Genomic DNA, 23,001 nt, shown 5'->3' with positions numbered 1-23,001 from the left:
CCGGCCGCACTACAGTAGTGACTACTTAGTGTGATCGACCCATAAACGAAAGGTCTTTTGAACTCGTATGGCTAACCCATTTGCAAAGTTCTGGAACTACCTGATGGCCCTCTTTGACAACAAGATCGAAGAGAACGCTGATCCTAAGGTGCAGATTGAGCAGGCAATCAGCGAGGCTCAGCGCCAGCACCAGGAGCTTTCCCAGCAGGCCGCCGCCGTCATTGGCAACCAGCGCCAGATCGAGATGCAGCTGAACCGCCGCCTCGAAGAGGTGGAGAAGCTGCAGGCGAACACCAAGCAGGCACTGCAGCTGGCGGACAAGGCCCGCGCGAACAACGACCCGCAGAAGGCCCAGGAGTACGAGAACGCCGCGGAGGCGTTCGCGGCTCAGCTGGTCACCGCCGAGGAGAGCATCGAGGAGACCAAGCAGCTGCACGACCAGGCACTGCAGCAAGCATCCCAGGCCAAGCAGGCCGTCGAGCGCAACGCCGCACACCTGCAGCAGCAGGTCGCGCAGCGCTCCAAGCTGCTTAGCCAGCTGGAGCAGGCCAAGATGCAGGAAAAGGTCTCCGAGACCATGCAGTCGATGAACTCGATCACGGCGCAGGGCCCGAACCTGGATCAGGTGCGCGACAAGATCGAGCGTCGCTACGCCAAGGCGCTTGGCTCTGCGGAGCTGGCACAGAACTCCGTCCAGGGGCGCATGGCCGAGGTGGAGCAGGCAGGCATCCAGATGGCTGGCCACGGCCGTCTCGAGCAGATCCGTGCAGAGATGGCGGGCGAGCTGTCCTCCGGGCAGAAGCCGGCGATCGAGGGTTCCGCTGACGCTGGCTCCAGCGCTTCTGATGCTTCCGGCGCGAGCGTGAGCGACGACGCGGTGGCGCAGCGCATGCGCGAGCTTCGCGGCGAGAGCTAAGCAGAAGAGTTAGAGCGCCAGGGGAGAGGCTTCCCCTGGCGCTTTTTCGTGCCAGTTTCGGTGGGTGGTTCGCCTGGCTCGCCTACATGACGAAACCAGCACGACGAAGATGTCGAGATTTTCGTCAATCTGCGGCCACTGCGTTCGTCATGTAGCTCGGCCGCGGGGTAAACAGCGCAGATCGGAGCTCGATAATGTCGAAAATTTCGGCACTATCGAAGTGCTACCTGCGCTTTCTGCAGCATTTCCGGCGAAAACCCCGCTAGTCCACCGCGCCCCGCGCCATGAGCGCCTCGCCAATCAGGCGGGCGCGGCGCACCGAGCGGATCACGAGCGGGATACCGAAGGCGGCAAGCGAGAATCCTGCACCGCGAGCCTTGCGGGCGTCGAGTACCTCGTTCGCGGTGGCGAGCATGAGCGGGATGAGCCGGATGGTCAGGGCGATTGTCAGGCTGATCGTCTCCACCGGCACGCCGAATCGTCCGAGCGGGGCGAGGTTGCGGTCAAGGGCGTCGAGTAGGGCCTCGACGGGCGTGGTCAGCGTGAGCAGGTTCGCAGCGGCCACAGTGGCGAGCAGCGCGAAGAACGTCGTTGCAGCGGACTGCAGCCCGTTTTGCCACCACAAAAACGCGGCCAGGAAGAGCAGGAGCGGAAGCACGGGGAGTGCTTGGTCCCAGGCGATCTTCGGCGGGATCTTCGCCACCGCATAGAGCGCGACCGTCACGCCGAGGGCAGCCAGCGAGTGCCACGGCACCGTGGGCAACAGGGTAACGGCGAGAATGAACACCACCAGCGCGACGAATTTCTGCGTCGGACCTGCGCGGTGGAGAATCGTATCGCCTTCGACGTAGACGCCTAGGGGAAGTGCTCGGATCATGGCTTCGAGTCCATCAGGTCGGTGTAGTACGCGATGGCGTCCTGGGGCGCGCCGTCGTAGACGAGCTCGCTGTCGTCGATGCAGATGACGCGATCGAAGCCCGCGAGCATGTCGAGGTCGTGCGTGACCACGATGACCTGCTGATCTAGTGCGCCGAGCTCCTGGATGATGCGGCGGCGGTTGCGCAGGTCGAGCAGCGTGGTCGGCTCGTCGGCGATGACCGTCTCGGGCTCGATGACCAGTACGGAGGCGAGCGCGAGCAGCTGTTTTTCGCCGCCGGAGAGCGTGTGCGGGGAGTTCTCTGCCTTGTCTTCTAATCCGAAGCGCTCGAGTACCGCGTCGACACGAGCGCGGACTTCCGCGCGCGGCAGCTTGAAGCGGCGCAGGGAGAAGGCGACGTCGTCGGCTACGCGCGGCATGACGATCTGTGATTCGGCGTCGGAGAAGACGAAGCCGACGCGTTTGCGGACGGTTTTGCCGTCGGTGGTCGGTGAGAGGCCGTCGACAAGCACTTCGCCCTCGGTGGGCTCAATGAGCCCGTTGATCAGGCGCACCGTGGTCGATTTGCCGGAGCCGTTTGACCCGATGATGCCGATGCGGCGCTCCGTGAGCGTGAGGTTGAGCGGGGCCAGCACGGTGCGGCCGTCGTAAGCGACGGTGGCACCGCGGAACTCGATGGTGGGCATCTTAACGACGGCGCATGTCCGGGAAGGCGGCGTGGACGGCGAGCGCGATGACGATCATCAGCGCGACCTTGCCCGCATCCGGCAGCAGGAAAGGCACCTGAGCTGCCCATGCGGCACCGAAAGTCATGTCGGCGCGGAACATCAGGCCAAACACGCCGAAGAGGTACTGCAGGAACAGGCCGAGGTAGCCGGCGAGGATGAACATCGCGACGCGGGTGCCTTTGCCGCCGCGCAGGCCAGCGTAAGCGATCGCACCGGCGACGGCGGCGGAGACGAGGTAGCCGACAAGGTAGCCCACCGTCGGGGAGCCGAGCGCGTAGATGGTGGTGCGCCCGCCAGCGAGCACGGGCAGGGCGAGGCCGACCAGGAGGAAGATCGCCACGGACGCGGTGCCGCGGCGTGCGCCGAGGACGAGACCCGCGAGGATCGCGGCAGCGTTCTGCAGCACGATGGGCACGCCGGCTGCGCCAACGGGGATAGAGACGAAGCCGAGGACACAGATAATCGCGGCGAAGACGGCGATATAAGCGATGTCGACTGGGGAGATGGAGCGGGCGCCTGCTTTCTTGCTTGGCGCTGCGTTGGAGGAAGGTTGCGTACTCATGGCAGTGACATTACTGAATGGTGTTCAATCCTTCGCACTACGGGCCGGGTTTGTGTCGGCGTTTCGGTGCGGCGTGTAGGTTAGACGGCATGCGTTTGACGGAGTTCCGGCAGTTGGTGGACGACGAATTCGGTTCCGATCGGGCCGGGTGGATCATCCAATCGCAAGTGCTCACGGGGGAGGGCGAAACCGCGGCCCAGATGATCGAAAACGGGATCGACCCGAAGGAGGCCTGGGCGCGGCTTTGCGACGCCTTCGATGTCCCCGATGAGCGCAGACTCGGTGTCGATAGGCCGGGCACCTAGTCCGGCGCTTGGTGCGGCGCGCCGCGTGTGGAGTCGAACATGTATGCGTGTATGCTCTGAGAGTGTTCGCGCGCTGTCCTACTGTGTGCGGTAGTTCCCCTTGGAAGCCGGGTGAAGAAAACTTTGCGGTGTGAAGGGAACCGCCCCCTATAGTCGGTGCGTCTAATAAAGGGAACGTGGCATACCTGCCGCAAGAAGCATTGAGAAGAAGCGAAGGTTTAAGGAGCAAACAACATGGCTGCGAAGAAGAAGGCTGCCGCTGCGAGCGGCAATGATCGCCAAAATGCGCTCGACGCCGCGATGGCGATGATTGAGAAGGACTTTGGCAAGGGTGCAATCATGCGCCTGGGCGATGACAACCGCCCGCCGATTCAGTCCATCTCTTCCGGTAATACCGCGATCGACGTGGCGCTTGGCATCGGTGGGTGGCCGCGCGGCCGCGTGGTAGAGATCTACGGCCCGGAGTCTTCGGGTAAGACCACTGTGGCGCTGCATGCGATCGCGTCTGCCCAGCGCGCTGGCGGCATCGCGGCGTTTATTGACGCGGAGCACGCGCTTGACCCGGACTACGCGAAGAAGCTCGGCGTGGACACCGATAACCTGCTGGTCTCCCAGCCGGATACCGGTGAGCAGGCCCTGGAGATCGCGGACATGCTGGTACGCTCCGGTGCGATTGACATCATTGTGATTGACTCCGTCGCCGCCCTGACGCCAAAGGCGGAGATCGAGGGCGAGATGGGCGACTCGCACGTCGGTCTGCAGGCGCGCCTGATGTCGCAGGCGCTGCGCAAGATGACCGGTGCGCTGTACAACTCGGGCACGACCGCCATCTTTATTAACCAGCTGCGTGAGAAGATCGGCGTGATGTTCGGCTCGCCGGAGACCACCACGGGCGGTAAGGCGCTGAAGTTCTATGCCTCCGTGCGCTGCGATGTGCGCCGTATTCAGACGTTGAAGGACGGCCAGGACTCCATTGGTAACCGCACGAAGATGAAGGTGGTGAAGAACAAGGTGTCGCCGCCGTTCAAGATCGCCGAGTTCGACATCATGTACGGCGAAGGCATCTCGCGCGAGTCCTCCATCATTGACCTGGGTGTGGACAACGGCATCGTGAAGAAGTCCGGCTCCTGGTTTACCTACGAGGGCGACCAGCTCGGCCAGGGTAAGGAGAAGGCCCGCAACTTCCTCAAGGACAACCCGGATCTGGCCAACGAAATCGAGGATAAGATCTTCCGTGCCTTGGGCGTTGGCGCGTACGCGAACGTGAAGGACGAAGACGAGCTGTCGGACGATCCGGTGGACATGGTGCCAAACATCGACTTCGACGATGAAGAGGCCGCCGCGGCGGACGCGAAGTAGTGGCGCAGCCGGATCCGGAGAAACTGGAGCGCCTGCAGGCAGCGCTTGCCGCGTACGCGCGTGGCGAGGGCTCCAGTGAGCTGTTCGACCGCACCCGTGAGGAGGCGCTCGCCCCGGTGCGCAAGCGTGCGCTCGGCCTCCTCGACCAGCGCGCCCGCTCCCGCTCTGAGCTGCGCGAGCGCCTGGTGCGTGCGGAGTTCGAACCGCAGGTGGTCGAGGAAGTGCTCGACGAGCTTGAGCGCAACCGGCTTATCAACGACGCCGCGTTTGCCCACGAGTGGGTTCGTCAACGCGCGAAGCGTCGCGGCAAGTCCTCTCGCGCGCTAGACCGCGAGCTTGTGCAGAAAGGCGTGGGCCGCGCGGACCGAGCCGACGCGCTCGCGCAGCTCAGCGAAGAGGACGAGGAACACACCGCCCGCGAGGTCGCTGAGAAGAAAGCTCGCCAGGTCAAGCGCGTGCCCGCGGACCGCAGCGAGTACAACAAGGTGCTGCGCCGGGTGGTGGGGGCGATGGCGCGTCGCGGCTTCCCCGAGGGCATGGCCCTGGCAATCGGCAGAGAGGTGCTTGACGCCAGGCTCGAGGAGCTGCAAGACAGCTAGCGGTCCGGGTTATCAATCCGCACGTAGTCCGGGTCGTGCCAGTCCACGTTCACGTTGTCCTTCGTGTCGAGGCCCTGGTCGGCCTGCTCGGGAACGAGCGCGAACGGGTTGCGGCGGGCGCGGCCTGCCCGCAGCTGGCGCTCCACGCGGGAGGCCAGGCGGGTGAGCAGGAAGTTGATGGCGATCATGATGATGCCCACCACGATCAATGCAGGGATGTAGTTCTGGTTGGCAGACGCCACCTGGGTACCGGAGCGGACCACTTCGACGTAGCCGATCTGGTAGCCCAACGCCGAGTCCTTAAGCGCGATGACCATCTGGGAGATCAGCGCAGGCAGCATGGCGGCGACGGACTGGGGCAAAAGGATCTGCCACATGGTCTGCCAGTGCGACAGGCCGAGCGCCTGGGCTGCTTCAGTCTGGCCCTTGGGCAGGGACTTGATGCCCGCGCGGAGGATCTCGGCGATGACGGCACCGTTGTAGAGCGTCAGTGCAATTACCACGGCCCAGAAGGCGAGGCCCTTAGGCGGCACGATCTTGAATACCGCGAAGAATTGGTAGAGGAAGATCATGAGCATCAGCACGGGGATCGCGCGGAAGAACTCGATGATCACGCCGCAGAGCCAGCGGACGAGTTTTGACTCGGCGAGGCGCCCGAGGCCGAAGATCACGCCGAAGACGATGGCGAAGAGGATCGACAGTGCTGCCGCTTTCAGGGTGCCGAGCAGGCCCGGGATGATGTAGGTCGTCCAGGTGTTGCCTTGGATGAACGGCGTCCACTTCGCGGCGGTGAGCTGGCCGTTGTCGGCCAGCGTGGAAAGCACCCACCAGGCCACGGCGGCCAGTGCGAGAACTGTCAGCACGGTGTAGATACGGTTGCGCCGGATGGCCTTTGGTCCCGGTGCGTCGTAAAGGACTGTTGCGCGGACGGACATTAGCGCTTCACCGCCAATCGGTCAGACAGCCAGCCGAGGGCAAGGCCCATCGGCAGGGTGAGGATGAGGAATCCGGCGGCGAACACGCCGAAGATGACAAACAGCTGGTTCGCGTGGAACTCGATCGTGGACTTCATCAGCAGCGAGGCCTCAGCGACGCCGATCACGGACGCGATCGTGGTGTTCTTCGTCAGCGCGATCAGGGTATTGCCCAGCGGCACGATCGCGGCGCGCACGGCCTGCGGGAAGATGATCACGGAGAAGATCTGCCCGAAGCTCAAGCCCAGAGAACGCGCGGCTTCTGCCTGCCCGAAGTGGACGGTGTTGATACCACTGCGCAGCGATTCCGCCACGAAGCAGCTGGTGTAGAGGATGAAGCCGAGCACGGCGAGCCGGAAGTTCTGGTCGACGATAAACGTTGATGAATCCCGGCTGGCCAGCGTCAGCCCGAGGTTTTGGTACAGCCCGAAGGAGCAAAACAGGATCACCAGGGTCAGTGGGGTGTTACGCACCGTCTCAATGTAGGTGGTGGCGAGCCCGCGCAGGATGCCGACGGGCGAGACCCGCATTGCGGTCAGAATCGTGCCGAGGATCATTGCGCCGATCGCCGAGTAGACGGTCAGCTTGATCGTGGTGAAAAACGCCGGCCAGAGATTCGGTAAAAGGTCGGCCCATAAGGCGTCCATGGAGTACTCCTACAAGCTGTGCGCGCATATCGACGCCCCGTCGATACGCGCGCGGGGTGGGTGGGCTGAACTAGCTCTCGAGGAAGGAGAGGTCGCCCGGGGTTGCCTCGTTGACGCCAACGCCGCCCTCGAGGTTCTCGTCGACGAAGTTCTGGAAAGAACCGTCGGAGTACATCGCCTCGAGCGCCTTGTTGATCGCGTCGACTGCGGCGGTGTCGTCCTTCTGCACGCCGATGCCGTAGTTCTCGTTGGTGAACGGCTCGCCGTCCTTCTCCAGCTCGACGACCTCGAAGTCGCCCGGGGACTGGGCTGCGTAGCCGCCGAGGATGGTGGCGTCCGTGGTCAGGGCGTCAACGTTGCCGTTGCGCAGTGCCTCGACGCAGGAGGAGTAGGTGTCGTACTCCTGGAGCTGGACACCCGGCAGGGCATCCTTGACCTTCTGTGCCGGGGTGGAACCGGTCACGGAGCAGAGGATGCGGCCATCCAGGTCTTCGAGGCCCGCAATGTCGTTGGCATCGCTGCGAACCAGCAGACCCTGGTGGGTGAGCAGGTACGGGCCGCCGAAGCTGACGGCTTCGGAGCGGGACTCGTTGATGGTGTAGGTCGCGCCGATGGCGGCGACCTCACCGTTCTGGATGAGGGTCTCGCGCTGGGCGGACGGGGTCTCGCGCCAGGTGATCTCCGGGTGTTCCCAGCCGTTTTCGTCTGCGATGGAGTTGACCACGTAGGTCAGCACCTCCACGTCGAGGCCCGACATGGTGCCGTCGGCCTCGCGCAGGCCGAGGCCTGGCTGATCGTACTTGGTGCCGAGGGTGACGCTGCCGGCCTCGATCTGTGCGAGCAGGCCGTCGCCGGAGGCTTCGCCTTCCGAGCCGCCGCAGGCAACCAGGGTAGTGGCCGCCAGCGCGGCGACGGCGGTGGTGGTCAGGGTGCGAAGTGCGCGGTTCATGAGTGGTCTCCTTGCAAGATAAAGGGGTAGGGATAAGGGATGTGGTCTGGTTAGTGCGAGAGGATCTTTGCCAGAAAGTCTTTCGCGCGACCTGACTGGGGGTTGGTGAAGAAGGACTCCGGGTCGGTGTCCTCCACGATCTCGCCGTCGGCCATAAACAGGATGCGGTCGGCTACCTTGCGGGCGAAGCCCATCTCGTGGGTAACTACCACCATCGTCATGCCGGTTGCGGCGAGCTCACCCATCACATCGAGGACTTCTCCGACCATTTCGGGGTCGAGGGCGGACGTCGGCTCGTCGAAAAGCATGACCTTCGGCTCCATGGCGAGCGCACGCGCGATGGCGACGCGCTGCTGCTGGCCGCCGGAGAGCTGTGCGGGGTACTTGTCTGCCTGGTTGCCGATGCCGACGCGATCGAGCAGCTCCGCCGCGCGCTTCTGCGCATCGGCCTTGCTCATCTTGCGTACCTTCATCGGGCCAAGCGTGACGTTGTCGCGGATGGTCAGGTGCGGAAACAGGTTGAACTGCTGGAACACCATACCGACGTCGGCGCGCAGTTTTGCCAGCTCCTTGCCCTCGGCGGGCAAAAGCTTGCCGTCGATGTGGATCGTGCCCTCCTCGATGGTTTCGAGGCGGTTGATCGTGCGACACAGGGTGGACTTGCCAGAGCCGGACGGCCCGAGCACGACCACGACCTCGCCTTTGGGCACGGTCAGGTTGATGTCTGTCAAGGCATGGAAGTCACCGAAGTACTTCTGCACGCCTTCCATGCGAATCATGGGTTCAGTTTCCTGTGTCATAGGTCTAACTGGTACTCCAAAAACGTGACCTATGCCACCTGATTGTAAAAGTTTGTGTAAATTTCCCCCAAACTGTGGGTAACGCTGCCGCAATCTTTGCTGACCGGACCCTGGCCGCCGCGCACGCGCCGACGGTTGGGTGGATTTCGCACGCGGGGATAGACTGTTCGCCGTGACGCAGCAGAACTTTTCCCACACCACGGACCTGGCAGAAGCACCCGCGCACCCGCGTACCTACGAGGTGCGCACCTTCGGGTGTCAGATGAACGTGCACGACTCCGAGCGCCTCTCCGGCATGCTGGAGGAGGCCGGCTACGTTGCCGCGGGCACAGATGCGGAAGCGGACCTGGTGGTCTTTAACACCTGCGCGGTGCGGGAAAACGCCGACAAGCGCCTCTACGGCACGCTCGGCCAGCTGAAGAAGACCAAGGAGCAGCACCCGGGCATGCAGATCGCCGTCGGCGGCTGCCTGGCGCAAAAGGACCGCGACACGGTGCTGGAAAAGGCCCCGTGGGTGGATGCTGTCTTTGGCACGCACAACCTGTCCGCCCTGCCCGCGCTGCTCGACCGTGCGCGCGTGGAGGAGGAGGCGCAGGTGGAGATCGTCGAGTCGCTCGAGGTGTTCCCGTCTGTGCTGCCGGCCAAGCGCGAGTCCTCGTACGCGGGCTGGGTCTCGGTCTCGGTGGGCTGCAATAACACGTGCACCTTCTGCATCGTGCCGAGTCTGCGCGGCAAGGAGGTGGACCGCCGACCGGGCGACATCCTGGCCGAAGTGCAGGCGCTGGTGGACCAGGGCGTCTCGGAGATCACGCTGCTAGGCCAGAACGTCAACTCCTACGGAGTCAATTTTGTGGATGAGGACTTAGAGCGCGACCGCTCGGCCTTTTCCAAGCTCCTGCGCGCCTGCGGTGAGATCGAGGGCCTGGAGCGGGTGCGCTTTACCTCCCCGCACCCGGCGGAATTTACCTCCGATGTGATTGACGCGATGGCCGAGACCCCGAACGTGTGCCCGCAGCTGCACATGCCGCTGCAGTCGGGCTCCGACAAGGTGCTTAAAGACATGCGCCGCTCGTATCGCACGAAGAAGTTCCTCGGCATCTTGGACGAGGTGCGCGAAAAACTGCCGCACGCCTCGCTGACGACCGATATCATTGTCGGCTTCCCCGGCGAGACGGAGCAGGACTTCCAGGACACCCTCGACGTGGTGGAAAAGGCGCGCTTTACCTCCGCGTTTACCTTCCAGTACTCGCCGCGGCCCGGTACCCCGGCTGCAGAGATGGATAACCAGGTGCCCAAGGAGGTTGTTCAGGAGCGCTTCGAGCGCCTCGTCGCGCTGCAAGAACGCATCAGCGCCGAAGAAAACGCGAAGCTCGTCGGCACCGAGCAGGAGCTGCTCGTACAAGCCGAGGGTGGGCGGAAGAACGACCAAACCCACCGCATGTCCGGCCGAGCCCGAGACGGCCGCCTCGTCCACTTCACCCCAGAGGGCAACCTCGACGGTGAGATCCGGCCCGGCGACGTTGTGCACGTGCGCATCACCGATTCCAAGCCGCACTTTCTCATCGCTGACGACGGGGTGCTCGCGCACCGCCGCACCAAGGCGGGCGACAACTCGGCCGCAGGAGAGGTGCCGACGACCGCACCGGTGGGCGTCGGGCTCGGCCTGCCGACGATCGGTCAGCCAGCGGCAGAGGCTCCGGATTCCGCCTGCTGCGGCGGTTAGCGCTACAGTTGGGCGACATGACGAAGCTCAACACCGAGACGCTTGCCCGCGCGGAAAAGGAAGCCGCCTCTTCCGTGGTCATGGGCACGAAGCGATGGGTACTCGCAGCCGCAGCGGCGCTTTACCTGGTGGCGGTGTTCCTGCCGTTTGCAGGCGGTGCCTCTCTCTGGCAGGTGCTTGCCGCGACTGAGGCGGCGAAGGCTGCGCAGACCGCGCTCACCGAGTACCTCTTCGCGTGGATTTCCTTCATCGGCGTCGGCATCCTGACCACGCTTGCAGTGCTGACGCAGCGCTTCGCTGTCACCGTGCCCGCATGGATGGTCACCACGGTCTCGCTGGTGTTCTCCGTGCTGGGGATCTGGCTGCGTAATTCGAGCGGTTCAGGTATTGGCCGCGGCCCTGGTTACTACCTGGCCATCCTCGCCGTTGTGGTTGTGGTGTTTACCATCTTCCCGCTGATCCTGTCACGCAACGAGGAGCAGGCTGCCGTCGCCGAGCAGCGCAGGGAGATCCAAGGCAAGGACGAGGTGGCGCTCGCGCAGCGCGCTGCGACCAGGGAGCAGGGCAACCCGCTGCTTATCGACGATCGCCGCGCCCGCGCCGCCGAACGCCACCGGAAAGGCAGTAAGCGCGACTAGCGTGCATCAGCGCTTGTGCCAGGCGGTCGTCGAAGAGACGCACTCGGCACCAAGGGCTGCAAGGAGAGCTCCCGCCGCCGCGGAATCAGCGGGGTAGGAGCAGTACACCGTTTCTAGGTCCTCCCACACCTGGTGTGCGCGCGTGAGCGTTGCGCGGATCATGCCCGCAGCAAGGCCCTTTTCGCGGTGCTCGGGGAGCACATAGATCAGCCCGAGCTCGCAGACCTTTTTATCGTCGGCGCTGTAGCGCACGAGCTCGCACAGCCCGACGATTTGCCCGTCGACGTAGGCCAGGCCGGTGAGCTGGTGCCCGCCCCGGTTGCCAAGGCGTTGCCCCGCTTCGACGATGCGTGTGAGGTCCCACTCGATCGTGTCGAGCTCTAGCTCGCCGCGCGGGTAGCCCTGCGAGGCGGAGGTTAACAGGTGAGCGAACTGCTCCACCTCGCCCGGGATACCAGGGCGCGCGGAGTTGAAGCCAGGGCCTTCGACGACCTCGAAGGTGTCGGCGGGGTAGCGGGTGGCATCCGGCAGCGCGGTGCGGCGTGCGATCGGGAAGGTGGCCTGGTCCTCTCTGAAAGCGGCCGTGTAGCCAAAATCCTGCAGCGCCGGCGGGGTGTGCTCGCCCGGGGCATGAGGGACCCAGATGTGGCAGGTTGGGCGTGCGAAGTGGGACGACAGGGCGTCGAGAAGCTTGAGAGCTGCTTCCCACGGTGCGGGCGGAATTGGCTCGCCGGGCAGCGGCGCGATGGCCGCATCGAGGGTGATGTTCGCCTCGATTACTCCACGGTCCTCCAGCAGCGGCAGTGAAACGAAGACCCATGCGGCCACGTGGTCGAGGTCCAAGGCGTACAGCTCCGGGTAGCCGAGTTCGGTGACGGGGCGCGGCGCGCGGGCCTCGGTGAGCGCGAAGAGGTAGGCGGCGGATTCCGCAGACGGCACCAGACGGGTGCGCACGTGTGAAGCGCTGACCCCGGAGGTGGCAAGGCCGGTGATGTCCTGGATGGCCAGGGTGGCGGAAAAGGCGTACGCTCCGGTCACGGCCTCCGTAAGCTCGTCCGTTCCGGGGCGAAGTACGAAAAGTTGCGGGTGCAGCACTAGTTGTCGTTGACCGCCTTGGTCGCCACGTCGGCGAACTCCTGCCACTGGGCTGCCTGCTCGCGCAGTTCCGCGGCCTTGTCGGCCTTGCCTGCGGCTTCGGCGGCTTCTGCCTGCTTCTTCAAGTCGTCTGCCTTGACCTGGAACTGGTTCGCGGTAGCCTGCGCCGCCGGATCCGCCTTACGCCAGCGGGATTCCTCGGCCTCGGCGACGCGCTGCTCGAGCGCGCCAATCTTGTCCTCGTACTCGCGCACCTTACCGCGCGGCACGTAGCCGATCTCGTCCCACTTGTCCTGCAGCTCGCGCAGTTTCGCCTTCGCGCCACCCAGGCCCTTGGCCGGGTCGATCAAAGGCTCGTACTGCGCAATGAGCGCGTCCTTGGCCTCGGCGTTCGCGGCGAACTCGCGGTCGCGCTCGGCGTTAACCGCGTCGCGGGCACCGAAGAATTTGTCCTGGGCGGCGCGGAACTTCGCCCACAGCTTGTCATCGGCCTCGCGCGGGGCGCGGCCGGCGGCCTTCCACTCCTTCATCAGGTCGCGGTAGGCACGCGCGGTCTCGTTCCAGTCCGTGGAGTCCTGCAGCGCCTCGGCGCGAACCACCAGCTCCTCCTTCGCGCGCTTGGCGGCGGCGCGGTTGCGGTCGAGCTCGGCGAAGTGGGAGCCGCGGCGGCGGTTGAAAGCGTCGCGGGCGCGCGAGTAGCGCTTCCACAGCTGGTCGTCCGTCTTGTGATCGATGCCGCGGATGGTGCGCCACTCCTCCAAGATGGCGCGGATCCTATCGCCCGCCGCTTTCCACTCAGTAGAGTTCTCGGCCAGATCCTCGGCCTCGGCTGCAAGCGCTTCCTTGCGGGCAATGGCGTCGGCGCGGCGCTTCTCCTTGGCCTCCTTGGCCTGCTTCCCCGCGACATCAGAGGCGGCGATGACCACATCCAGGCGTGCGTCGACCGCGTCGAGGTCGCCGATGACGGCCTGCTCATCCAGCGAGGCCTTGAGCTCCTCGGCGCGCTGGCGCAGCTGGGCCGCGTCGTTCGGGTGGGCGGCAAGGCGGGACTCGATTAACTCGACCTCTGTGACCAGGTCGTCGAAGCGCTGCCCGTAGTGGGCCAGGCCCTCTTCCGGGGTGCCAGCCTGCCAGGAGCCGATCTGGCGCTCCGTGCCGCCGCGGGTGACAAAGACCGCGCCGTGCTCGTCAATCCGGCCGAACTTGGACGGGTCAGATGCGGGGGCGACAGGTGCCGGGTGGGGCACCGGGGACGGGGTAGTGGACTGCGGGTTCGCCGAACTCGGGCGCGCACCGAGCAGCGGTCCCGGCTTCGGCGCGCGGTGCGGCATTGCGGCCGGCGAGGGCTTCGCGCCCGGTGTGGGCCTTGCCTGCGGCTTCGCGTCCGCCTGGGGCGTGTTCTCCGGTGTCTGGTCCGAGGTGGTCATTGCAGGTCCTTTCCCTACGTTCAAAGTGCCGCGCGACGCGGCTGCCGGTGCCACCCAGCGCATGCGCCGGGGCCGAAGTGGAATACGGCCCGTAACGCACGGCGGGTGCTGCAACAGACTCTACAGGGGGCAGGCAGGAAGTGCGCCGAAAACCAGCCAACTCGCGGGGGCCAGCGAGAAAGGCCACGCGACCGGGCCACTAGAGTGGAGTGCGTGAATACTCGCGCCTCTATTCTGCTGATGCCCGGCTCGCCGGCCCTCGTGGACGCGCTCGCGCCCGCGCATGAGCCCTCGCGGCGGGTGCTGGAGTGCATCCGCAGCGCCGCGCGCGATACGTTAGAGGACACAGAGGCCCGCGCCGTCGATATCGTCTGCCCGCTCGAGCAGCACGACTATACCGCCCATACCGGCTCCTTTGCGGCCTGGGGCGCACCGCAGGTACAGCCAGGTGCCGGCAACTACCTCCCCGAGCTCGTCGCCCGCTACGCGCTGGCTCCGCTCGAGGTACAGGTGCGCGAGGTCCGCGAGCACATCGGCACCCCGGCCCCGGAGGTGCTCACCGTCGTGGTGGTGGACGGCTCCGCGGGGCTGACCGCCCGCGCCCCGCTCGCGCTCGTACCCGGCGCGCCCGAGCTGCACGCCCAGCTGCAGGACTTCGTCGCGGGGAAAGCCGAGTTGCCTGGCCAGCTGGAGTCCCTCGGCGTGTTTGCACCGCGCCTGTGGGAGGAGCTGGCCAATGTAGAGGCGCACCGTCGCGAGCTGTACTGCGCCGACGACTCCTTGGGCGTGGGCCGCTACGTCGGTGTGTGGGAGGTGTGCTCGTGAGTACACATGAAATCCGCCCGATCGCAGTCGTGGGGCCGACGGCCTCCGGCAAGTCCGACCTGGGCATCGCGCTCGCCCAACGCCTGGGCGGCGAGGTGGTCAACGTCGACTCCATGCAGCTGTATCAGGGCATGGACATCGGCACCGCCAAGCTCGCCCTAGATGAGCGCGGCGGGATCACGCACCACCTGCTCGACATCTGGCCGGTGACCAAAACCGCGTCTGTCGCCGAGTACCAGGCGCTCGCCGTCGACACGGTGGAAATGCTCATGGCGCGGGGCAAGGTCCCCATCCTCGTCGGCGGCTCGATGCTGTACGCTCAGTCGCTTCTCGACGCCTGGACGTTCCCGCCCACCGACCCCGCCGTCCGCCAGAAGTACGAGGACCGCAGGCAGGAAATCGGGACCGACGCGCTGCACGCAGAGCTCGCAGCCGTCGATCCTGCGGCTGCGCGCATTATCGAGGACAAGGACCCTCGCCGCACTGTCCGCGCGCTCGAAGTCATCGAGCTCACCGGAAAGCCCTTCCAGGCCTCCCAGCCGCCGAAGGATGCGCCCCCGCGCTGGGGCACGCGCATCTTGGGGCTGCGCACCAATGCGGAGTGGCTCAACCCGCGCATCGCGCTGCGCGCTGAGCGCATGTTTGCACTCGGGCTCATCGAGGAGGTCGAGTCGCTGGTGGGTAAGGGGCTTTCCCGCAACTCCACTGCGGGCCGCGCCATCGGCTACGCCCAAGTGCTCGACATGCTCGCGGGCACGCTCACGCGCGAGGAGGCCGAGGAGAAAACCATTACCGGCACGCGTCGCTACGTGCGCCGCCAGCGCTCCTGGTTCAACCGCGACCACCGCATTTCCTGGCTCGACGCCGCCGCAGGCAACACACTCGAGCAGGCCTTGGCGGTGCTGGATGCGCCCGCGATAGACTCGCAGGCATGACATCCCCGCTGCACTTCATCAAGGCCCACGCCACGGAAAACGACTTCGTCGTGCTTATCGACGTCGACGATCAGCTCGAGCTCACACCTGCGCAGGTGGCCTGGCTCTGCGATCGCCGCGCCGGTATTGGCGGCGACGGGCTGCTGCGGGTGGTGCGTACCGACGGCACGTGGTTTATGGACTACCGCAACGCCGACGGCTCCATCGCCGAGATGTGCGGCAACGGCATCCGTGCCTTCTCCCACGTGCTCAAGGCCGAGGGACTCGAAGACGCCGACGAGTTCGACGTGCACACCCGCGCCGGGATCAAGCACATCACCGTCGAGCACGCGGACGAAGTCCACGCCCGCGTCCGCGTCGGGATGGGCCAGGTCAACGTCTTCGGCGAGTCCTGGGCGAAGATAGGGGAGACTACGTACGACGGCATTGCCGTCGACGTGGGCAACCCGCACCTCGCCGCCGTGGTACCGGGGTTGACCGCGGAGGCGCTTTCAGAAATGGAGCTTTCCGCCCCGACCTTCGACCCGGAGGTCTTCCCCAACGGGGTCAACGTGGAGATCCTCACCGCCGCCCACGACGGAGCCTGCGCAATGCGCGTGTGGGAGCGCGGCGTGGGCGAGACCCGCTCGTGCGGGACCGGCACGGTCGCCGCAGGTACCGCGGCACTGCGCGCCAGCGGTAAGGAATCCGGCAGCGTGACCGTCCGCGTGCCGGGCGGCGAGGTAGAAATTGAACTCGCCGAGGACGGCGCCGCCGTCATGACCGGGCCCTCGCGTATTGTGGCGCGCGGTCAGCTCGCGGCTGAGCTCGACTAGTGCTCGATCAGTGCCCGACTGACTAAGCAGGCCCGATCTGGCGTGCGGCGCGCCGGGCGTCGTCCCAGGATTCGGCGAGTTCCAAAGCGCGTTCGTCCGCGACAGCGATGAGCCGCTCCAATTGGTAGCGGTCGATGTCGGGGGACTCGAGGTAGCCGTCGATACGGGCGATGAAACGTCGCGCTGACGAGCTGCGCAGCAAAAACTCGCTAATCGCGTGATGGGAGATGTCGCCGTTGGCCAGGGCGGGGTAGTTGAGTGTGCGGTCGGCGACAGCCTGGGTGGAGGTGCCGTGCTGGAGGTCCTCGTAGTTTTGCAGGATCTCCGCCATGTCGTCCCGGGCGATGCGCAGCGAGGCCTTCAGCGAGGCGACCTCCGGATTGGTGTTGTAGCGGCGGTGGACGGCAACGCCAAACACCACCAGCAGAATCGCGATGATCAGGCCAGGCAGCCGGAAGAAGACCACCAGCAGGATCGCTAGCGCAAGGACAAGCGCCCCGTAGAGCGCTTGGAGCAAGTCTTTCCGCGAGGGATCCATCGCTGCATCGTCACCTCCTGAAAACGTACCGACCGTCGATTTCGCGCCATGGTAGCGCGAATCTCCTATCGATGTGGCAGGCCTAGTGCCCACCGCAGCCGCAGGAACCGCCGCAACCGCCGCAGCCGCCGCCCGCGCCCGGGGTCGGGATAGCACCGGTGAGCACGGCGCTGCCCGCGATGACGGAATCGCGCTCCGGCAGCTCGCCGTCGGGCAAGCAGATGTCGAAGGGGAACGCCCCGTCGACGGTGGCGTGGATGAAGCGCTGGCCGGTCAGCTCAGAGGTGCGGTACTCGGCGTCCAGCACGCGGGCGGAGAACTCGGCTGCAGCATCAGGCGCGGTTGCTGCGCCATTTGCGACGGCCTCCGCACCGGGGGAGACTACCGCACCGAGTGTGGCACCGGGGTTGTTGGCCAAGAAGGACTCCGTGGAGGCGTAACGCTCGTGCGCGAGCACCAGGGCGGTCAAACCCAGCTCCTGCCACTGCAGGGTCGCCTCTTCCACAACGAGCGGGCCCTGCGCCAAGTTGACGGTGGCCGAGGTAATGGTGTTACCGTGCGGATCGACGATATCGGCCAAAGACACCACGTCGTTAAGTGGCGTGATGTGCGCGTACGCGCGCGTGACCGAGTCAAAGCCAGCGAAGGTGGCGAAAGGCTCCACCGCAAGAATGTTGAGCTGCGCGCCGGACGGATCGCTGTACTGGATCAGCTGCCCGCCGCGGACCTCACCGGTGACCGCAAGGTGCTCGGTGGCGATAGCCCGCTCGACTGCGTCCTGCCACTTGGCAAAGCCAAGGCCGATGGCGGCCAGATCAGCGTGCGTGTCAGAGTGCGTGTCTAAAGATTCGGTCATAGGCCACAGCCTAGCCCGTGGCGGCGGCAGGGCGGAAACGCGAAGCGAGATAGGAAGCACCCGGCGGCTGGACAAAGCACGTAAGATAGCGAGAAAGCATGCTGGTGAGAACAAAGGACTCAATGACCTCAACTGTAAATACCCATCCCGAGCACGACCCACAGGAAGCTGCGCACGACGCGCTGCTGGCGGAGGCTTTTCGCCACAACGCGCCACAGCCCCCACGAGAAGGTTCGGGCGAACCAACTACAGGCTCCCTCGACCTCGAGGCGCGCAACGCGCTGCGGCGCGTGGGCCAGCGCACCGAGATCCGCACCGACGAGGCCGAAGAAGCCTACGAGGTTGAGTACCGCAAGCTGCGCCTCGAGCAGGTCATCCTGGTCGGCGCGTGGCTGGAGGGCACCACCGCGGAGATGGAAGCAAACATGCGCGAGCTGGAGGCTTTGACCGAGACCGCCGGGGCGGAAGTCATCGACATGCTCTACCAAAAGCGCGACAAGCCCGACCCCGGCACCTACATCGGCGCGGGCAAGGTTTCCGAGCTGCGCGACGTCGTCGAGGCCTCCGGGGCGGACACCGTTGTCTTCGACGGCGAGCTTTCCCCCTCCCAGATTGTGGCGCTGGAGGAGGCCCTGCGCGTCAAGGTGATTGACCGCACCATGCTCATCCTGGACATCTTCGCCCAGCACGCGAAGAGCAACGAGGGTAAGGCACAGGTGTCGCTGGCGCAGATGGAGTACCTGTTCTCGCGTACCCGCGGTTGGGGCGGCAACCTGTCGCGCCAGGCCGGTGGCCGTGCCGGCTCCAACGGCGGCGTGGGCCTGCGCGGCCCCGGTGAGACCAGGATTGAGGCGGATCGCCGCAGGCTGCGCGCGGACATGGCGCGACTGCGTCACGAGCTCAAGGGTATGAAGACGGTGCGCGAGGTTAAGCGCGCCCGCCGTAATCGCTCGACCACGCCGCAGATCGCCATCGCGGGCTACACCAACGCGGGCAAGTCCTCGCTGATCAACGCGATGACGGACGCGGGTGTGCTCGTCGAGGATGCGCTCTTTGCCACCTTGGATCCAGCCACGCGCCGCGCCCAGCTTGCCGACGGCCGCACGGTCGTCCTCACCGACACCGTCGGTTTCGTCCGCCACCTGCCAACCCAGCTGGTCGAGGCGTTCAAGTCCACCCTGGAGGAGGTCACCAACGCCGACCTCGTGCTGCACGTGGTGGATGGCTCCGACCCCTTTCCGCTGAAGCAGATCGAGGCGGTCAACGAGGTGCTCGCGGAGATCACGCGCGATTCCGGCGAGGAGATCCCGCCGGAGATCGTGGTGGTCAACAAGATCGACCAGGCCGACCCGCTCGTCCTCGCCGAGCTGCGCCACGCTTTCGACAAGTCTGGCCGCGACGTTGTCTTCGTCTCCGCGCTGACCGGCGAGGGCATCCCCGAACTCGAGGGCAAGGTCGAGCAGTTCCTGAACACGCTTGACGCGCACGTGGAGATGCTCGTGCCCTACACTCGCGGCGATGTCGTCTCCCACATCCACGAGGCCGGCACCGTGCGCAGCGAGGCGTACGAGGAAGACGGCACGCGTATCGACGTCCGCCTGCCGCACGTGCTCGCCGAGCAGTACGCCGAGTTCGTCGTCGCAAAGTAGCCCCGCGCGGAATTGGGTGACACCTGGGTGCGCGCCTTAGACTCCCAGGTGTGAAACAGACACTTGGTTGGTCCCTCCATGGCGACGGCCGCACCGTGAAACCCGGTGCCGTCGTCGCACCCGATGAACGTTTGAGCTGGTCGCGTACCGTCGGCATCGGCATGCAGCACGTCGTCGCCATGTTCGGCGCAACACTGCTTGTGCCGACGCTGACCGGGTTCCCGGTCAACACGACGCTGCTGTTTTCCGGGCTCGGCACGATCATCTTCCTCCTGATCACCCGCAATCGGCTGCCCAGCTACCTGGGCTCGTCGTTCGCCTTCATCGCTCCGCTTTCCGCCTCGCAGCAGTATGGCATCGGCGCGCAGCTGGGCGGCGTGCTCGCCACGGGTGTGCTGCTCATCCTGGTCGGCGTGGTGGTGCATGTGGCCGGCAAGCGCGTCATCGACGCGGTGATGCCCCCGGCCGTCACGGGCGCGATCGTGGCGCTCATCGGCTTCAACCTCGCGCCTACCGCGGTGAGCAACGTGGAGACCCAACCGGCGGTCGCTGGCGTCACCCTGGCCACGATCGTGCTGGTCACCGTCGCCACGCGCGGCATGGCCTCGCGCCTGAGCATCCTCATCGGCGTCGTGGTCGGCTGGGCCTTTGCAGCTGCGACGGGCGGGCTTTCCGACGACGCGCTTTCCACCATCGGCGCGGCCCCCTGGGTCGGCCTGCCGGAGTTCCACAGCCCCGAATTCCACCTCTCCGCCATCCTGGTCACGCTGCCGGTACTGGTGGTGCTGATCGCGGAAAACGTCGGCCACGTCAAAGCCGTCTCCGAGATGACGCACCGCGACCTCGACCCGCTGCAGGGCAAGGCACTGATTGGCGACGGCATCGCCACCACCCTTGCCGGTACCTTCGGCGGCTCCGGCACGACCACGTACGCCGAGAATATCGGCGTCATGGCCGCGACCAAGGTCTACTCGACTGCTGCCTATTGGGTCGCCTCGTTGTTCGCTATCGCACTGGCCTTTGTCCCGAAGTTTGGCGCAGTGATCTTCACCATCCCGGCCGGCGTGCTCGGCGGGGCATGCCTGGTGCTCTACGGCCTCATCGGCATGCTGGGCGTGCGCATCTGGCAAGACAACCAGGTCGACTTCACAAACCCGGTTAACCTCACTGCGGCCGCAGTGGCGCTCATCGTGGGTATCGGCAACCTGTCCTTTACGGTTGGCCAGGTCACTCTGGAGGGCATCGCGATTGGTTCCGTTGGCATCATCGTGCTCTACCCGCTCATGCGGTGGGCGTACGAGACGATCGGGGAGGGGCAGTACCGCTAGGTCCCAACGCTGCAAGCCCCCGGCACCAAGATCACGGTGCCGGGGGCTTGAAGCGTGCTTTTAAGCGAAGGCTTTTACTCCTCGTCGAGGTTCTGCTCGATCAGCGCGGCGATCTTGTCCACCGCGGCTGCGTTCTCGGACTCGACGGTGACCTCGTCGCCGAACTCTGCGCCCATCGCCATAATCATCAGCGAGGACGCGGCATCCGTCTCATCGTCCTCGTCGCCGCCGACGAGGGTGAGGATGATCTCGTCGTCGAACTCGCCGGCCGCATCGGCGATGATGGTTGCGGGGCGGGCGTGCAGCCCAACCGTGGAGCCGACCTTGACAGTCTTAGAAGCCATAGTGAGAATCCTTTCTTTTGGTGTTACGTGCCAGTCTAGGCGCGCGTGTGCTTAGGCCGCCACTGCTTAGGCCGCCACCGTTGCCGCGGCGGCCTTCTGAATTTCTTCGTTCGGCCAGAACTGCTTGATGGCAATCACGGCCACGGTGGCTACCGCCACGCCCGCAGCCAGGGCGATGAACATGCCCCACCACGGCTCGTAGGCGAAGATGACGAAGATACCGCCGTGCGGTGCCTGGCACCCAACGCCCAGGCCCATGGAGACCGCACCTGCGGTTGCGCCGCCGAGCATCATCGCCGGGATGACACGGAAGGGGTCAGCCGCGGCAAAGGGGATCGCGCCTTCGGAGACAAACGACAGGCCGAGCAGCCACGCAGACTTGCCGTTTTCCTGCTCAGCCGGGGTGAACAGCTGCTTGCGCAGGAAGGTGGCAATGGACAGCGCGATCGGCGGAACCATGCCGGCGATCATGACGGCGGCCATGATTTCGAAGCTTGCATCCGTGCCAGCCGACAGACCGGCGGTACCGAAGAGGTACGCAGCCTTGTTGACGGGGCCACCCAGGTCGAAGCACATCATCAGGCCGATGATGATGCCCAGCAGGATCGCCGAAGAGCCGCTCATGGACTCCAGCCAATCGGTCAAGCCCAGCATGAGCGACTCGAGCGGGCGACCCAGCAGGAGGAACATGATCAGGCCGACGACCAGCGAGGTCAACAGTGGGATGATGACCACCGGCATAAGCGAGCCCAGCCAGCGAGGCACGCGCCAGGTTTGGATCCAGTAGGCAATGACACCGGCGAGCAGACCGGTGACCAAGCCACCGATGAAGCCCGCGCCGACCATGACGGAGATTGCGCCACCGATGAAGCCCGGGGCGATACCGGGGCGGCCAGCCAGACCGTAGCCGATATAGCCGGAGAGCGCGGCAACGACGAAGTTCATGCCCATCTGCCCGGTGGCGAAGAGCACGGCACCGAGGTAGAGGGCCCAACCGGAGCGTTCGAAGGTCATGGCGGTGCCGTCGACAAGCACTTCATGGCCCGGCAGGTTGGTGGGCGAGTGCTGGAGCACGAGCGCCTCCCAGGCGTTGGCCATGTCGTAGCCGCCGATAAGGAAGCCGAGTGCGAGCAGGAGGCCGCCGGCGGCGACGAACGGGACCATGTAGGACACGCCGGTCATGATCGCCTGCTGCAGGCGCTTCGGCCAGGGCTGGCCGTCACTGGCGGCGGCGGAATCCTCGCCAGCCGATTCGGAGGTGGCCTCGACGCGCTTGGCGTTGGGGTCCTTCGCGGCGGCGATGGCCTCGTCGATGAGCGCGTCCGGGCTGTTCACCCCGCGTTTGACGGGGGTGTCGACGACCGGCTTGCCCGCGAAACGACCCTTGTCGCGGACGGCGACGTCGTGGGCGAAGATGACCGCGTCGGCGCTGTCGATGAAGGACTGCTCAAGCGGGTCGCCGCCCGAGGAGCCCTGGGGCTCGACGATGAGCTCGACGTTGTCGCGCTTCTGCGCGGCCTGGGTGAGTGCGTCGGCAGCCATGTAGGTGTGCGCGATACCCGTGGCACACGAGGTCACCGCCGCAATCCGGATAACCTCGGGCTTCTTCTCGGCACTTGCCGCTGGCGCAGCAGGGGTCGCCTTCTTTTTCTTCGGCTCGGCGTTGACCACCTCAAGCACGGCGTCGACAATCTCTTGCTCCGTCGTGGCTGCGCGCAACGTCTCCACGAAATCGCCCCGGACGAGCGCGCGGGCGAGCTTCGACAGAATCTTCAGGTGAGCCTTGCCGCCGGACTCCGGGGCGGCAATAAGGAAGACCAGCTCGGCGTCGCCGTCGGGGCCAGAGAAGTCCACGGGCGCGGATAGGCGGGCAAACGCGAGCGTCGGCTCGTTGACCGCAGCGACGCGGCAGTGCGGAATGGCAACCCGGCCGTTGACGCCGGTGCCGGCCTTTTCTTCACGAGCGGTCGCCGCAGCCGCGACCTCCGCGGCGTCAGTTGCGCGCCCGGCGGCGGCCATCAGCTTGGCGAGGTGCCCAATGACCTCACTCGGCTGGCCACCGAAATCAACATCAAGCCTGACCAGGTCAGGCGTAATCAGTGGTGCGTTCAT

General features: G+C 65.6%; 24 protein-coding genes. 11 read left to right on the top strand and 13 right to left on the bottom strand.

The window, feature by feature from the left end:
* Positions 1 to 67 precede the first annotated feature (67 nt).
* Entirely contained in the window at positions 68 to 916 is an 849-nt protein-coding gene (locus CIMIT_RS07270; RefSeq protein ID WP_038591083.1) for a PspA/IM30 family protein, read from the top strand.
* A gap of 262 nt (positions 917 to 1,178) precedes the next feature.
* On the opposite strand, the gene CIMIT_RS07265 is transcribed toward CIMIT_RS07270, so the two are convergent.
* From CIMIT_RS07265 to CIMIT_RS07255, 3 genes are read right to left on the bottom strand one after another with little or no spacing between them, the layout of a single operon-like run.
* A complete protein-coding gene (locus tag CIMIT_RS07265) occupies positions 1,179 to 1,793 on the bottom strand; it encodes an energy-coupling factor transporter transmembrane component T family protein (RefSeq protein ID WP_038591080.1) in 615 nt (204 codons plus the stop codon).
* Entirely contained in the window at positions 1,790 to 2,479 is a 690-nt protein-coding gene (locus tag CIMIT_RS07260) for an energy-coupling factor ABC transporter ATP-binding protein (RefSeq protein ID WP_038591077.1), read from the bottom strand. Before CIMIT_RS07260 ends, CIMIT_RS07265 begins: the two co-directional genes overlap by 4 nt.
* A 1-nt stretch (position 2,480) precedes the next feature.
* Positions 2,481 to 3,083 (bottom strand): biotin transporter BioY, encoded by a 603-nt coding sequence (locus tag CIMIT_RS07255; RefSeq protein WP_084674300.1) that lies wholly within the window; start codon positions 3,081 to 3,083, stop codon positions 2,481 to 2,483.
* Positions 3,084 to 3,172: 89 nt separating this feature from the next.
* On the opposite strand from CIMIT_RS07255, the gene CIMIT_RS07250 reads away from it, so the two are divergent.
* From CIMIT_RS07250 to recX, 3 genes are all read left to right on the top strand, one after another.
* Positions 3,173 to 3,388 (top strand): DUF3046 domain-containing protein, encoded by a 216-nt coding sequence (locus CIMIT_RS07250; RefSeq protein ID WP_038591072.1) that lies wholly within the window; start codon positions 3,173 to 3,175, stop codon positions 3,386 to 3,388.
* Positions 3,389 to 3,622: 234 nt separating this feature from the next.
* Positions 3,623 to 4,747, top strand: a complete 1,125-nt coding sequence (gene recA / locus CIMIT_RS07245) for a recombinase RecA (RefSeq protein ID WP_038591069.1) — start codon at positions 3,623 to 3,625, stop codon at positions 4,745 to 4,747.
* Entirely contained in the window at positions 4,747 to 5,346 is a 600-nt protein-coding gene (gene recX / locus CIMIT_RS07240) for a recombination regulator RecX (protein WP_038591064.1), read from the top strand. Before recA ends, recX begins: the two co-directional genes overlap by 1 nt.
* Here the strand turns inward: recX and CIMIT_RS07235 are convergent.
* The 4 genes from CIMIT_RS07235 to gluA all read right to left on the bottom strand — a co-directional run bounded on the left by CIMIT_RS07235 (position 5,343) and on the right by gluA (position 8,695).
* Positions 5,343 to 6,281, bottom strand: a complete 939-nt coding sequence (locus tag CIMIT_RS07235) for an amino acid ABC transporter permease (RefSeq protein ID WP_038591060.1) — start codon at positions 6,279 to 6,281, stop codon at positions 5,343 to 5,345. The two genes, recX and CIMIT_RS07235, sit on opposite strands and share 4 nt — an antisense overlap.
* Positions 6,281 to 6,967 (bottom strand): glutamate ABC transporter permease GluC, encoded by a 687-nt coding sequence (gluC, locus tag CIMIT_RS07230; RefSeq protein ID WP_038591055.1) that lies wholly within the window; start codon positions 6,965 to 6,967, stop codon positions 6,281 to 6,283. The genes CIMIT_RS07235 and gluC overlap by 1 nt, the downstream gene beginning before the upstream one ends.
* Before the next feature lie 70 nt (positions 6,968 to 7,037).
* A complete protein-coding gene (locus CIMIT_RS07225) occupies positions 7,038 to 7,916 on the bottom strand; it encodes a glutamate ABC transporter substrate-binding protein (protein WP_038591052.1) in 879 nt (292 codons plus the stop codon).
* A gap of 50 nt (positions 7,917 to 7,966) precedes the next feature.
* Positions 7,967 to 8,695 carry a glutamate ABC transporter ATP-binding protein GluA gene (gene gluA / locus CIMIT_RS07220; RefSeq protein WP_169713229.1) on the bottom strand — a complete coding sequence of 243 codons (729 nt, stop codon included), beginning with the start codon at positions 8,693 to 8,695 and terminating at the stop codon, positions 7,967 to 7,969.
* 193 nt (positions 8,696 to 8,888) lie between these two features.
* Here gluA and miaB point away from each other — a divergent pair, with 193 nt between their 5' ends.
* Together miaB and CIMIT_RS07210 are read left to right on the top strand one after the other, a co-directional pair.
* Positions 8,889 to 10,439, top strand: coding sequence for a tRNA (N6-isopentenyl adenosine(37)-C2)-methylthiotransferase MiaB (gene miaB / locus CIMIT_RS07215; RefSeq protein ID WP_051904870.1), 1,551 nt, complete (start codon positions 8,889 to 8,891; stop codon positions 10,437 to 10,439).
* Positions 10,440 to 10,456: 17 nt separating this feature from the next.
* Positions 10,457 to 11,077, top strand: coding sequence for an Rv2732c family membrane protein (locus CIMIT_RS07210; protein WP_038591046.1), 621 nt, complete (start codon positions 10,457 to 10,459; stop codon positions 11,075 to 11,077).
* A gap of 6 nt (positions 11,078 to 11,083) precedes the next feature.
* Here CIMIT_RS07210 and CIMIT_RS07205 read toward each other — a convergent pair whose 3' ends face one another.
* A complete protein-coding gene (locus tag CIMIT_RS07205) occupies positions 11,084 to 12,172 on the bottom strand; it encodes a GNAT family N-acetyltransferase (RefSeq protein WP_038591043.1) in 1,089 nt (362 codons plus the stop codon).
* Entirely contained in the window at positions 12,172 to 13,503 is a 1,332-nt protein-coding gene (locus CIMIT_RS07200; RefSeq protein ID WP_038594424.1) for a DUF349 domain-containing protein, read from the bottom strand. The genes CIMIT_RS07205 and CIMIT_RS07200 overlap by 1 nt, the downstream gene beginning before the upstream one ends.
* Positions 13,504 to 13,812: 309 nt before the next feature.
* On the opposite strand from CIMIT_RS07200, the gene CIMIT_RS07195 reads away from it, so the two are divergent.
* The 3 genes from CIMIT_RS07195 to dapF are packed head-to-tail and all read left to right on the top strand — an operon-like array spanning position 13,813 to position 16,174.
* Positions 13,813 to 14,424 (top strand): hypothetical protein, encoded by a 612-nt coding sequence (locus tag CIMIT_RS07195; protein ID WP_231910277.1) that lies wholly within the window; start codon positions 13,813 to 13,815, stop codon positions 14,422 to 14,424.
* Positions 14,425 to 14,435: 11 nt separating this feature from the next.
* On the top strand, positions 14,436 to 15,359 hold the full coding sequence (miaA, locus tag CIMIT_RS07190) for a tRNA (adenosine(37)-N6)-dimethylallyltransferase MiaA (RefSeq protein WP_038594421.1): 924 nt from the start codon (positions 14,436 to 14,438) through the stop codon (positions 15,357 to 15,359).
* On the top strand, positions 15,356 to 16,174 hold the full coding sequence (gene dapF, locus CIMIT_RS07185) for a diaminopimelate epimerase (protein WP_038591037.1): 819 nt from the start codon (positions 15,356 to 15,358) through the stop codon (positions 16,172 to 16,174). The genes miaA and dapF overlap by 4 nt, the downstream gene beginning before the upstream one ends.
* 22 nt (positions 16,175 to 16,196) lie before the next feature.
* Here the strand turns inward: dapF and CIMIT_RS07180 are convergent, their stop codons facing one another.
* Both CIMIT_RS07180 and CIMIT_RS07175 read right to left on the bottom strand, forming a co-directional pair.
* The gene (locus tag CIMIT_RS07180) at positions 16,197 to 16,712 is read right to left on the bottom strand and encodes a hypothetical protein (RefSeq protein ID WP_051904869.1); all 516 of its coding nucleotides are present in this window, start codon (positions 16,710 to 16,712) and stop codon (positions 16,197 to 16,199) included.
* Between the two features lie 82 nt (positions 16,713 to 16,794).
* The gene (locus CIMIT_RS07175; RefSeq protein WP_051904868.1) at positions 16,795 to 17,568 is read right to left on the bottom strand and encodes a hypothetical protein; all 774 of its coding nucleotides are present in this window, start codon (positions 17,566 to 17,568) and stop codon (positions 16,795 to 16,797) included.
* A gap of 122 nt (positions 17,569 to 17,690) precedes the next feature.
* Here CIMIT_RS07175 and hflX point away from each other — a divergent pair, with 122 nt between their 5' ends.
* Both hflX and CIMIT_RS07165 read left to right on the top strand, forming a co-directional pair.
* Positions 17,691 to 19,217, top strand: coding sequence for a GTPase HflX (gene hflX / locus CIMIT_RS07170; protein WP_051904867.1), 1,527 nt, complete (start codon positions 17,691 to 17,693; stop codon positions 19,215 to 19,217).
* Between the two features lie 50 nt (positions 19,218 to 19,267).
* Positions 19,268 to 20,545, top strand: coding sequence for a uracil-xanthine permease family protein (locus CIMIT_RS07165; RefSeq protein ID WP_038591034.1), 1,278 nt, complete (start codon positions 19,268 to 19,270; stop codon positions 20,543 to 20,545).
* 74 nt (positions 20,546 to 20,619) lie between these two features.
* Here the strand turns inward: CIMIT_RS07165 and CIMIT_RS07160 are convergent, their stop codons facing one another.
* Positions 20,620 to 20,889, bottom strand: coding sequence for an HPr family phosphocarrier protein (locus tag CIMIT_RS07160; protein WP_038591031.1), 270 nt, complete (start codon positions 20,887 to 20,889; stop codon positions 20,620 to 20,622).
* 66 nt (positions 20,890 to 20,955) lie between these two features.
* Positions 20,956 to 23,001, bottom strand: a complete 2,046-nt coding sequence (locus CIMIT_RS07155; RefSeq protein ID WP_038591028.1) for a PTS fructose transporter subunit IIABC — start codon at positions 22,999 to 23,001, stop codon at positions 20,956 to 20,958.

Origin of the sequence: Corynebacterium imitans (genome assembly GCF_000739455.1) — a bacterium.
GTDB lineage: Bacteria > Actinomycetota > Actinomycetes > Mycobacteriales > Mycobacteriaceae > Corynebacterium > Corynebacterium imitans.
This window is presented reverse-complemented; position numbering and strand designations above follow the sequence as displayed.